Source organism: Bacillus paramycoides (genome assembly GCF_038971285.1).
In the GTDB taxonomy this organism is placed as follows: domain Bacteria; phylum Bacillota; class Bacilli; order Bacillales; family Bacillaceae_G; genus Bacillus_A.
In genome coordinates, this window is the sequence record NZ_CP152427.1 from 902,448 (window position 1) to 914,431 (window position 11,984).

Here is an 11,984-nt window from a genome sequence, read left to right on the forward strand (position 1 = left end):
AGAATATGAAAAATAAACAGTGGCTTATTTTCGTTTTTGTATGTGTTTTTGTTCCACTTGCAGGTGTTGGAATATTTAACGGCTATGCAGATTCACTTTGGTTATTCTCGCATAAAAATAAGTGGAATGATGTTCAGTTTGGATTTAATGAGAGACAACAAAAAACGAATTATATAACATATCGTCCGTTTACTTATGATGGCGTTATACTTGGAAGTAGTAGAACAACGTTTATCAATGAAAATGATTTTACCGGATTAAACGCATTTAATTATGCGGTAAGTAGTACAGATCCGCGTGAGTACGATGCGTACATTGAATATGCAAAAGAGCGAAAAGGTAGTGAATTATCGTCTATTGTAATTGGTTTAGATTTCCTTGGAACGAATAAAAATAGAGAAATCGGTTTTGAAAAGCCAGAAGTATATATTAATGAGGCGCAAAGCTTACTATATCCAATTAAATCGTATGTGAGTATGGATGGGATTACATATTCTCGAAATACAATTCAAAACTCCATTCATCACAATAAGACCATTGATGTATATAATCGCGATAACATAAAATCGATGCGTGAGTATACGAAAGAAGAGCGTGACACACAAATTGCCGCGCAAGTAGATAAATTTAGTAGAGAGATTTATGGCGGGAATTATGAGTATCAAAATATGAAGGAAATATTAGGTACTGTAAAATCCCATAATCCGAATACGAAGTTTTATATTTTTACAACGCCTGTTTCAGAGCCATTGTTCCGTACGATGATTCAATCAGGACGTTGGGAAGATTATAAAAGATGGCTCCATGATGCTGTTGATGTATTTGGAGAAGTACATCATTTCATGTATTTAAATTCCGTAACAAAGAACTTAGATAATTATATGGATGGTCATCATTTCAGACCAGAAGTCGGAAAGATAATTGCACATAAAGTTGTAAATGAAGAAGATCATAATGTGCCGAAAGATTTCGGTATTGTTATTACGAAGGATAATATTGATGAGGTGTTGGAGCAGATTCATGCATCGTTTCAATAGAAAGAAATAGTTTTGTTTCAAAGATCGAATTGTAATGTGATTCGATCTTTTTTAGCAGTCCACAAAAAATTTAATTAAGCGAGCAAAACCAATTATGACTGGAGTAGAAAGAAGCAGCATCCAAATAGATGCTGCTTCTTTCTTATTCTATTTCTAAATCAACAATTAAGTAGGCAAGTATAACGACGAAGAAAATGCTAACAGATGGCGCTGTTAATACGTGACCGGACATAAAGCCAATGCCAAGTGATAGGATGAGTGTACTAGCTAATAGCATATATTTTACGGTTATAATTTTCTTAAAGTTTGTGATCATGCGGATGAATAGTTTAATACCGAAGTATAGAAGCGGTATTAAGTAAATAAGGAAACCGATAATTCCAAAGGCGAAAAATAGGTCATGGAAGTCCATTTCAATTAATTTAATTTTAACTGTGTAGTTACCAGCGTAACCCATTCCAAAAAGTTTTTGTGAGAGCGGTGCTTCTTTATAGTATTGTTTGTATACTTTTAAGAATTTGTCGCGATCACTATAAATTAAACTCTTCACTTCAGAGTCTGTTAGTTCACCTTTTGCGTGTTTTTTTGCATCCTCTGGATCTTCTTTAATTACTTTTCCTTCTTTTCTATCTTGTTCTTCTTGTACTGATTTTTTGTATTCGTATATTTGCATGTGGATTCCCATATTTTTTGCGATAGGAGTATGCGGTGTAAGAACAATTAAACCTCCTAGTACAACTGCTGCAACGATGGTGTTTACAAGATATGTGAATCCTTTTTTTTCTTTTTTACGGTTTATCATATATTCAATGAACGAGAAGAAAAGTGCTACGCCTAATGTTAGCACAATTGCACCATATCCAACTTTTGTTCCGACCATAATACTTGCATACATCGCAAGTATTGTTGGAATCCAGTAATATATTTTCGAGAAAGAAGTTGTTTTATAAATCGAATATAAGACAACGATTGGGAACATAATCGCGAAGAGAGCACTTAAATCATTTCCAGCAAAGAACCAACCTCTTGAGCCAATTTTTGAGTGAGGATAGCTTGGGAAATCAGTGCCAGTTTGTATTGCGACAATCATTGTGATGCTTAAAATTAAAGTTGCATATAAGAAATATGTAATGATTTTATGAAACACATATTCTTTATTTTTTAGCTCTTTAAAGATGATAGTATATCCAAACAGTAGCACAATTGGATATATGCTCTTTAAAATAAATTTAACTTCTTCTCCAAATGAAACTGGAGATTTAACCATCATATTATTTACAAGACCGATTGCCAGTGCAATTCCGAGTAAACATAAATAGAGAATGTACTTTTTCGCATCTTGTTGTTTATGATGAAGAAGTAGGTATCCTAATGCAAGAAGCATAAAGGCGAAACGGACTACAATTCCAACTGTTGCGCTCATGTGTAATACATAGATTGAAAAAGATGTTAATAAATCTAAAATTGGTTGAAACGCAATGAATAGCAATAGGAAATTTGGGAAGTAGTTATCCGTTTGTTTCAACTTATTAACCATATGTTCCTCCAGTTCTTCATTCCTTTATTTCAACACCCAAGAGATGGGCATAAAGCCTTTTTTATATAGTAAGGCGAATGAATTTCAATATTTGTTTTTTGCATCAAACTTAAGAATACACCATTTCATTGCAATGGTAAATAGATGAAAAGCATGGATAAACCGACTTTAATTTCTATATTTTTTAACGAAATTGTATGTTTTATACAAAGTTATATACAAATTACGAGATTATTAGACAGAAAATTAAGAAAAAAGAAGGGTTTTTCACCTTCCTTCTATAATTATATAAGTATAATCTTTGTGTAGAAAAGAGGGGTATATAATGGAAGTAACAAGTAAAACAGAATCTGTCATTGTGAAATATGAAGGGCACGTTGCAACGGTTATGGTCAATCGCCCAGAGGTGTTAAATGCATTAGATGAGCCAACGTTAAAAGAGTTATTACAAAAACTGAAAGAAGTAGCGGAGAGTTCTGCACACATTGTTGTGTTATGCGGGAACGGCCGCGGTTTTTCTGCGGGCGGAGATATTAAATCGATGCTTTCAAGTAATGATGAAAGCAAGTTTGATGGTATTATGAATACTATTTCTGAAGTTGTCGTGACTTTATACACGATGCCGAAGCTTGTTATTAGTGCGATTCATGGACCAACTGCTGGTCTTGGATTAAGCATTGCATTAACAGCTGACTATGTGATGGCGGATATTTCATCCATTATTGCGATGAACTTTATTGGAATCGCTTTAATTCCAGATGGCGGCGGCCATTTCTTCCTGCAAAAGCGCGTTGGTGAAAATATGACGAAGCAAATTATTTGGGAAGGAAAGAAATTATCAGCGACAGAAGCGCTTGATATCGGTTTAATTGATGAAGTAATCGGCGAAGATTTCCAAACGGCTGTGAAGCAAAAAATTAGTGAATGGTCACAAAAGCCAATTAAAGCGATGATTCAAACGAAGCAAATTTTATGTGAAGTAAATCGCTCCAATTTAGAACAAACGCTGCAACTTGAAAAACGCGGCCAATATGCGATGAGACAAACAGCGGATCATAAAGAAGGCATTGCTGCATTTTTAGAAAAACGTTTACCAGCATTTAAAGGAGAATAAAGTGAAATTTTAATGAAGGGTAGTTTTACTACCGGTTAATTTAGGGTAAAGGGGAGAAAGTGCTAACACATTTTAGTATAATTGTGTTAGCACTTTTTTATGGTAAGGAAGAAGAGTCAGAGCACTATTTTTTTCCTCACGTAAGGGCACATGGATCAGGAATTGATATGCTTAGTGCATGCGTGAAGAAAAAATGGTTTTTCTATAAAGCAGAGCTCGGATGTTATTAAACATAGGAGGATGAATGATGTCAGCATATAACAAGTTAGTAAGAGATCGTGTTCCAGAGAAGATTTTAATGTCTGGAAAAACATATACAGCACAAAAGTTAACAGGACAAGCATACATACAAGCTTTAGCGAAAATTGGAACGGAAGAAATTCGTGAATTTGCTTCTATGAAAGAACGTGAACATGCACTTGATTCTCTTGCAGATGCACTGGAAGTAATTATTTCATTAGCGCGTGCAGAAGGTGCAACAATTGAAGATGTAGAACGTCTTCGTAAGCAAAAAGAAATAGAACGCGGTGGGTTTGAAAGAGGCATTTATTTATTAGATGTTTCAGAAGAATAGTTTGATAGAAAACATAGTGTTCATAAATAGCGCTATGTTTTTTGTTAACGTAAATTTTAATAAAATTTAGAAAATTAAGCCATGTTAGTAGAGGATTTATAGTAAATTCGGTATACTGAATAGTAGAGAAAATGAGGAGGAAACGACAATGGCACATCACGCGAAAGAAACGATGGAACTGATTAAGGAGCTTGTCTCTATTCCGAGTCCGTCTGGAAATACAGAGAAGATCATTCGTTTTATTGAAAACTATGTAAGTGAGTGGAATGTAGAAACGAAGCGTAACAATAAAGGCGCTCTTATTTTAACGGTAAAAGGGAAAAATGATGCACAGCATCGTTTATTAACAGCACACGTTGACACATTAGGTGCGATGGTGAAAGAAATTAAGCCTGACGGTCGTCTAAGTCTTTCTATGATTGGTGGATTTCGCTGGAACTCTGTAGAAGGGGAATATTGCGAAATTGAAACGTCGAGTGGTAAGACGTATACAGGGACGATTTTAATGCATCAAACATCTGTGCATGTATATAAAGATGCAGGTGAAGCGAAACGAGATGAGAAAAATATAGAAGTTCGTATTGATGAGCGTGTATTTTCAGCTGATGAAGTGCGCGAATTAGGTATTGAAGTAGGAGACTTCGTTTCATTTGACCCGCGCGTTCAAATTACAGAGAGTGGATACATAAAATCGCGTCATTTAGATGACAAAGTAAGTGTTGCAATTCTATTAAAATTAATTAAAAGATTACAAGACGAAAACGTAACATTACCATATACAACTCATTTCTTAATTTCTAATAATGAAGAGATTGGATACGGTGGTAATTCTAACATTCCAGAAGAAACGATTGAATATTTAGCGGTTGATATGGGAGCGTTAGGTGATGGACAAGCATCTGATGAATATACAGTATCTATTTGTGCAAAAGATTCTAGCGGTCCGTATCATTATGCACTGCGTAAACATTTAGTAGAGCTTGCGAAAACGAACAATATTGAATATAAAGTAGATATTTATCCGTACTATGGATCGGATGCATCAGCTGCGATTCACGCTGGATTTGATGTGAAACATGCACTAATTGGAGCGGGTATTGATTCTTCCCATGCATTTGAGCGTACACATGAAAGTTCAATTGCTCATACAGAAGCACTGGTTTATGCATATGTATTATCAGAGATGATTGCGGAATAAGAAAAGAAATAGGCTGCCTGAGGTAAGCCTATTTTTTATTTGCAGAGAAATCGACATAGGTGTATCGATTTAAAACTAGTTTGAACGACTGGTTTCAACAAAAAGTAAATTAATTGTAATTTATTTTACAATATTAAGAAAGTAGGTTTACTACATAATTGGAGTATTATAAAATAATAGAGGCGCACTAATTTTTTTTGTCTTAATTTACCATAATTTATATATTAAGATTACGCGTTATTAAATAATGATTGTTGAGAGGAGTATTATTTTTTATGAAGTATCGTGCAGTCGCGGCAGGTATTTTAGCCGCAAGTTTATTATCGTCTCCAGTAAGTAGTTTCGCAGCAGCGAAGAAGTTTTCGGATGTTCCTACATGGGCGCAAGAATCAGTTGATTATTTAGTAGGAAAAAAAGCGCTTGATGGAAAGCCTGATGGAACGTTTTCTCCATCTGAAGCAGTAGATAGAGGATCAGCTGCAAAAATCTTAGCAGTCGTTCTTGGGTTACCAATTGATCCAAAAGCAAAGCCATCTTTTAAAGATGCACAAAACCATTGGGCAGCTCCGTACATTGCTGCAGTGGAAAAAGCAGGTGTAATTACTGGAGATGGTACTGGTAAATTCAATCCATCAAGCCAAATTAACCGTGCATCTATGGCATCTATGTTAGTACAAGCATACTCATTAGACAAGAAAATTATTGGGGAACTTCCAACACAGTTTAAAGATTTGGAACCTCATTGGGGTAAGAAACAAGCTAATATTTTAGTAGCTTTAGAGATTTCTAAAGGTACGGAAAATGGCTGGAAGCCTGAAGGAACTGTAACTCGTGCGGAAGCGGCTCAGTTCATTGCGATGGCTGATAAAAATAAAACAGATACATCAAAAAGAATGTATATGAACAGAAACTTTATTACATATCATCAACCATCATTATCATCTGGTATTACTGATGTTCAGCATAAGCCACAAATGGTTGTAGTGAAAGAACAAAGAGCAGACGGCTGGTTAAAAATTGTAACAAGTAAAGGTGAGAAGTGGACACCTATACAAGAAAAAACAGAAACGATTAACCAAGACTTTACTGCATATGAATTAGCTTCACATAGTTCTAAAGTGCTAGGTACATATAATGCACAAACAGTAACGATTATGGAAGAGAGTGGTAGCTGGATTCGTATCCGCGTAGGTGCTGGTTTCCAGTGGGTTGATAAAAATCAATTAAACCCAGTGAAGCAAGAAAACTTCTTAGAAGGTAAAGCGATTATTATTGATCCAGGTCACGGTGGAATTGACTCGGGTAATGTTGGTTATTACGAGAAAGAAAGTCAAACGGTATTAGATGTATCATTACGATTAAAGAAAATATTTGAGCAAAAGGCACCATTTACTGTTATGTTCACTCGTACAGATAATACACGTCCAGGAGTAAACTCAACAGATTCATTGAAAAAACGAGTAGAGTTTGCTCAGGAACATAATGGAGATATTTTTGTAAGTATCCATGCCAATGGTTCTGAAAAGAAAAATGGACAAGGTACAGAAACATTATATTATCAGTCAGCAAGAGCAAAAGTAACGAATCCACATGTAGAAGACAGTATGTTATTAGCACAAAAAATTCAAGACCGTCTTGTAGCAGCACTTGGAACAAAAGATCGTGGTATAAAACATCAGGACTTATACGTAACTAGAGAAAATACAATGCCAGCTGTATTAACAGAATTAGCATTTGTAGATAATAAAAGTGATGCAGATAAAATTGCTACACCAAAACAGAGACAAGCTGCAGCGGAAGCGATTTATCAAGGTATTTTAGATTATTACGAAGCGAAGGGTAATAGCGTATCTTCTTTCCGTTAATACATCAAAAGAGATTGCCAATGGCAGTCTCTTTTATTTATTAACGTTTCTCTTTATTTCAGGCATGTGATATCATTTAACTTTATATGAAAAAGTATTGTAATTATAACGATAGAGGATGATCATAGATTGAATAATCATAGTAAAACACCTGCATGTATATATACGTATGCATTTCGCGAGGAGGAGCGTGCTTTATGTTACTTGGAAATGCGCTCGTTCTTTGGAATGGAGTCTCACGTTAATATTTTGAAAAGTGATGTCAAAATTGATCCAAGTAGAAGTGCGTTTATAAAAGAGCGCGTTGAGGTTATGTACGAAGGAGACGACTTAGAAAGCATTTTAAAACAAGTAGAACAAATTGATTTGGCAGGAGCGACATTTAAAGTAATCTTCGTTAAAATCAATGACCTTGTTGGGGAGAATAAAATTGAATATGGAGAAAGACGTCTTATTGAACGAGACCTTGGCATGCATATTGAAGGAGAAGCGGATGTTCGTAATCCAGAGCGTGTATTTGGAATTGTTCCTCTTGGAGGACGCTGGTACTTTGGGCACTATGTAGAAAGTGAACCAGTTTGGTATCATCACATAAAAAAACCACATAGTTATTCCACATCTCTTAGCACACGTGTTGCTAGATCAGTTGCAAATATCGCGGTGCCAAATCCAGAGGGAGTACGAGCAATTGATCCATGCTGCGGTATTGGAACAGTAGTAGTAGAAGCACTTTCTATGGGGATTAACATCGTTGGTAGAGATATAAATCCACTTGTAGTTCTTGGAACGAGAAAAAATATCGCGCATTTCGGATTGGAAGGAACAGTAACAAAAGGTCCAATCGAGGAAATTACTGAGAACTATGACGTTGCCATTATTGACATGCCGTACGACTTATTTACGCATGCAACACCAGAAGATCAGCTCTCTATTCTTTCAAGCGCGCGCCGCATCGCTAAAAAGGTAGTCGTTGTCACGATGGAAACAATGGACGACATGATCCATGAAGCAGGATTCGAAATTACAGATCGTTGTGTTACAAAAAAAGGATCATTTTCTAGACAAATTCTTGTTTGTGAATAAGAAAGGAAGGTCACCCGTTGGGTGACCTTTTTTTAGTTTGTATTGATGTGTGATTGGTTGGTGGAATGGAGGAGTGATTTGACGGAATTTGTCGGTAAGTCGATATTCCATGTCGAATCGTCGATATATTTAAAAAATCGTTGATATATTGTGCTGAATCGCTGATATATTCCGAGAATCGCCGATATCGTTACATTAGAATATTACTGTTCCTTTAATTTCTCTTGTTGTGCAATGAGTAAATTACGTAAGACGTGTCCGCGATAGCTTTCTAGCTTTCGTCCTTCATGATAGCGCACACCTAATTTTTTTAGTTCAGCTACGTACCAGCCTTTTGTTCCGTAATACATGGGATCACTTCCTTTTTGCTTTTGAACAGTATATGTTGGGGTGATTTGGAAATTTCATCTCAAATTAATATTGAATATTCGGTTTATTTATAATGTGATTAACTTATTTATCGGATGACAGTGATTAGCCTCCTTGTAAGCTCTGATGTATGAACTTCTTTCTACTTGAGTTTCCTTAGCAGGAGGACAATCCATAAGGATAGAGGTAGTAAAATTTAATGCGGTTGTATGCGTTTGTTTTTCGGGCTCTCTTTATTTTTTCTTAAAACGTAAAATGCGATACCAAACATGAAAGAAGGCATAAAAGAAATGGTACGCTCATGTAGTAAACAATCATTCCTAAAAAACTTACAGCGCTTAATACCAGAACTAACAGAAAAAGATATCGTCCTAACACATGCAGGGGTAAGGGCACAAGCCACCTTATCGAACGGTAATATGGTTGATGACTTTTGCATTATCCCTGGCATAAACTTTTTGTATATTTACAACACACTATCTCCAGCCGCAACGGCAAGTATAGAGATTGGGGATGAGATTGTAAGGTGGATGTCGGATGTGATGGGGATTAGGGCTTGAATTCGAAAAAATAGTATATAGCGATCCAACAAAAGCAGAAAAGAGATTGCTTCAGAATGCGATCTCTTTTCATGAGTCTTTAATTTTGTTTTTGTTTTCTTTTCAATTCAAATGCTTTTGCACGGCGGTCTTTCATGCCGATAATCATATTTGAGTTTACGTTTACTTTTTCCACACGTAAACGTTCAATACACTCGTCTATGATAGCAATTTCGTTATCGTAATCTTTCATTTTGCGAAACGCCATAGCATATGAACTGTATAATGCAGGGCGTTGTAACCGTTGTACCTTGCCTTATCGAATAACTCAATAGCTTTTCTAAGTTGCCGGCTTTACGTTCTATATCGCCTTTTTCCCAATAAGGCATACCCTCGTCGAAACCGTTTTCCCAGTTGTGTAGATTTTTTATTTCAGATAAAGGTACACGTGAGTGAACAGGATTAATAGAAGTCGAGTCATTCTTTTTTACTATAACGTCACCGTATTGTTCTTTTAGAAACTTCCAAACATCAATTAGATGATAGGTAGGTATGTTTCTACCTAATTTCTCTAATGCTTGTTGTTGATCTATTTCATAATTCTGGACTTCATCGTCGCCTACGTATATCCATGCACTAACGGATTTAGCGTATTTGCTCTTTAGTATCTTTTTCTTATTGTCTATTAGTAGAGCGTTGATCTCATCTTGATAATTCTCTAAATTTCCACCGTAGATTACGTCGATTTCATCTCGTATGTTTCGGGTAATGAATACAACGGCTTTCAAGTTTTTGTCTTCTACTTCATCAAAGTTTCTATACTTTTGTCCGAAGTAGTGTTCATCGATTTCAGTAGCAAACAATACAGGGGCAGTTTCGAATTTTAATTCAGGTGTGTTGGGACTACGAGAATAACCATTATCTCGATTTGTAAAATATGGGGTTATACGGTTTGTTAATCTATCATTAGTTTCGTTTAAAACTCTAGCCATTTCTTTACTTTCAAGTTCAATAGCTTCATCCTAAGTTAAGCCGGTTGCAACGAAACGAGAGTCCGTTTCATAGCGCTCACGGATTTTTTCAGCTTCATAAGCTCTTGTGTGATATTCTTTATAGCGATTTCCGCGGCCTTTACCAACATAAAAAATCTCGCCTGTTCCTTTGATGAACCATTCATATACATAAAAATCATTTGCGGTACTTCCAGTAGATACGCCAACAGGAGAAGAAGATAATGTAATCCCTTCGTCTTTGTAGTCTGGGGTGAGAGTAATAGAAATATCAAATCCCATATCTATATTTTGTTTTTTTTCTATTTCGTCTTTTTTTATTGATATGGGAGATTTTTGAATGTCTCCTTGTTTATTTTTGCGTCTGAAAAGTTTATCGAATATTCGCATAGGTGCCTCCTCCTTTTTATCTAATAATAATCCATTTTTTATTTTACCAATTGCTTAAGACTTTTACGAGCTAGGTTAGGAATGTAACTATTCTTTTTCACCACAATGGAGTTAGTTGTAGGGTAATAATTCTCTGCTGTCTACTGTATAAAAAAATAGACAGTAGTGTATGCTTTTTTTAACAATGTATACAAATTTATCCCCTATGCGTTGGCATGATACTTGCAATAAAAATAGTATCAACATATAGGGGAGAGATAGAAATGAAGGTTAGTAAAGTGTATACAACAATTGATGCACACGTAGCTGGGGAACCGCTTCGAATTATTACAGGTAGCGTGCCAGAAATAAAAGGAGAAACGCAGCTGGAAAGACGGGCATACTGCATGGAACATTTGGATCATCTTCGTGAGGTTCTTATGTATGAACCGAGAGGGCATCACGGTATGTATGGTTGTATCGTTACGCCGCCCGCAAGTGCCCACGCTGATTTTGGTGTGTTATTTATGCACAATGAAGGTTGGAGTACGATGTGTGGTCACGGCATTATTGCTGTTATTACAGTCGGAATTGAGACTGGTATGTTTGAAGTGACAGGTGAGAAACAGAAGTTCATTATTGATAGCCCCGCTGGGGAAGTGGTTGCATACGCAAAATATAACGGGAGCGAAGTAGAGTCCGTATCATTTGAAAACGTTCCTTCATTTGTATACAAAAAAGACGTTCCTATTAAAATAGATAACTATGAGTTTCAAGTAGATATTGCGTTTGGTGGAGCTTTTTATGCTGTTGTGGATAGTAAAGAATTTGGTTTGAAAGTCGATTTCAAAGACTTATTTGCTATTCAAATGTGGGGCGGTAAAATTAAGCACTATATTGAGAGCCAAATGGAAGTAAAGCACCCGCTTGAAGAAGGTTTAAAAGGAATATACGGTGTTATTTTCTCAGATGAACCGAAAGGGGAAGACGCAACGTTACGAAATGTAACGATTTTTGCTGACGGGCAAGTAGATCGTTCTCCTTGTGGCACAGGAACTTCCGCAAGAATCGCAACCCTTTTTGAAAAAGGTGCTTTACAAAAGGGAGAAATTTTCGTCCACGAATGTATTACTGACGGGAAATTCGAGGGAGAAGTATTGTCGGTAACAGCGGTACATACATATGAAGCTGTCGTTCCGAAAGTAACAGGGAATGCATTTATTACAGGATTTCATCAGTTCGTTGTAGATCCGAGAGATGATTTGAATCGGGGATTTTTGTTAGGATAG

Annotated in this window: 12 protein-coding genes and 1 pseudogene; 8 read left to right on the forward strand and 5 right to left on the reverse strand. The window is 36.1% G+C overall.

The window, feature by feature from the left end; genetic code table 11:
* The first annotated feature begins 5 nt into the window (after positions 1–5).
* Positions 6–1,037, forward strand: coding sequence for a hypothetical protein (locus AAG068_RS04600; RefSeq protein WP_342718327.1), 1,032 nt, complete (start codon positions 6–8; stop codon positions 1,035–1,037).
* Between the two features lie 142 nt (positions 1,038–1,179).
* On the opposite strand, the gene AAG068_RS04605 is transcribed toward AAG068_RS04600, so the two are convergent.
* On the reverse strand, positions 1,180–2,574 hold the full coding sequence (locus AAG068_RS04605) for an O-antigen ligase family protein (RefSeq protein ID WP_342718328.1): 1,395 nt from the start codon (positions 2,572–2,574) through the stop codon (positions 1,180–1,182).
* 325 nt (positions 2,575–2,899) lie between these two features.
* Here AAG068_RS04605 and AAG068_RS04610 point away from each other — a divergent pair, with 325 nt between their 5' ends.
* The 5 genes from AAG068_RS04610 (at position 2,900) to AAG068_RS04630 (ending at position 8,408) form a co-directional block, all read left to right on the forward strand.
* Complete coding sequence (locus tag AAG068_RS04610) at positions 2,900–3,688, forward strand: enoyl-CoA hydratase (protein WP_000454174.1); 789 nt, start codon at positions 2,900–2,902, stop codon at positions 3,686–3,688.
* Between the two features lie 247 nt (positions 3,689–3,935).
* Positions 3,936–4,262: a nucleoside triphosphate pyrophosphohydrolase gene (locus tag AAG068_RS04615; RefSeq protein ID WP_001277353.1), complete on the forward strand. Its 327-nt coding sequence runs from the start codon at positions 3,936–3,938 to the stop codon at positions 4,260–4,262.
* Between the two features lie 148 nt (positions 4,263–4,410).
* Complete coding sequence (locus AAG068_RS04620; protein WP_342718329.1) at positions 4,411–5,460, forward strand: M42 family metallopeptidase; 1,050 nt, start codon at positions 4,411–4,413, stop codon at positions 5,458–5,460.
* 275 nt (positions 5,461–5,735) lie between these two features.
* Positions 5,736–7,325, forward strand: coding sequence for an N-acetylmuramoyl-L-alanine amidase (locus tag AAG068_RS04625; RefSeq protein WP_342718330.1), 1,590 nt, complete (start codon positions 5,736–5,738; stop codon positions 7,323–7,325).
* Between the two features lie 129 nt (positions 7,326–7,454).
* Positions 7,455–8,408 carry a TRM11 family SAM-dependent methyltransferase gene (locus tag AAG068_RS04630; RefSeq protein ID WP_342718331.1) on the forward strand — a complete coding sequence of 318 codons (954 nt, stop codon included), beginning with the start codon at positions 7,455–7,457 and terminating at the stop codon, positions 8,406–8,408.
* Positions 8,409–8,611: 203 nt separating this feature from the next.
* Here AAG068_RS04630 and AAG068_RS04635 read toward each other — a convergent pair whose 3' ends face one another.
* Positions 8,612–8,803, reverse strand: a complete 192-nt coding sequence (locus AAG068_RS04635; protein ID WP_342719708.1) for a YflJ family protein — start codon at positions 8,801–8,803, stop codon at positions 8,612–8,614.
* Positions 8,804–9,034: 231 nt separating this feature from the next.
* Between AAG068_RS04635 and AAG068_RS04640 the strand changes: the two are divergent.
* Positions 9,035–9,337 (forward strand): annotated as a pseudogene (locus AAG068_RS04640) (L-2-hydroxyglutarate oxidase); the annotation flags it as partial.
* A gap of 79 nt (positions 9,338–9,416) precedes the next feature.
* On the opposite strand, the gene AAG068_RS04645 reads toward AAG068_RS04640, so the two are convergent.
* Genes AAG068_RS04645 through AAG068_RS04655 form a run of 3 tightly spaced genes read right to left on the reverse strand, consistent with a single transcriptional unit; the run spans position 9,417 to position 10,716 of the window.
* The gene (locus tag AAG068_RS04645; RefSeq protein WP_342718332.1) at positions 9,417–9,569 is read right to left on the reverse strand and encodes a hypothetical protein; all 153 of its coding nucleotides are present in this window, start codon (positions 9,567–9,569) and stop codon (positions 9,417–9,419) included.
* A complete protein-coding gene (locus AAG068_RS04650) occupies positions 9,553–10,308 on the reverse strand; it encodes a hypothetical protein (protein WP_342718333.1) in 756 nt (251 codons plus the stop codon). Before AAG068_RS04650 ends, AAG068_RS04645 begins: the two co-directional genes overlap by 17 nt.
* A gap of 30 nt (positions 10,309–10,338) precedes the next feature.
* Positions 10,339–10,716 carry a hypothetical protein gene (locus AAG068_RS04655; RefSeq protein ID WP_342718334.1) on the reverse strand — a complete coding sequence of 126 codons (378 nt, stop codon included), beginning with the start codon at positions 10,714–10,716 and terminating at the stop codon, positions 10,339–10,341.
* Positions 10,717–10,931: 215 nt separating this feature from the next.
* On the opposite strand from AAG068_RS04655, the gene AAG068_RS04660 reads away from it, so the two are divergent.
* On the forward strand, positions 10,932–11,984 hold the full coding sequence (locus tag AAG068_RS04660) for a proline racemase family protein (protein ID WP_342718335.1): 1,053 nt from the start codon (positions 10,932–10,934) through the stop codon (positions 11,982–11,984).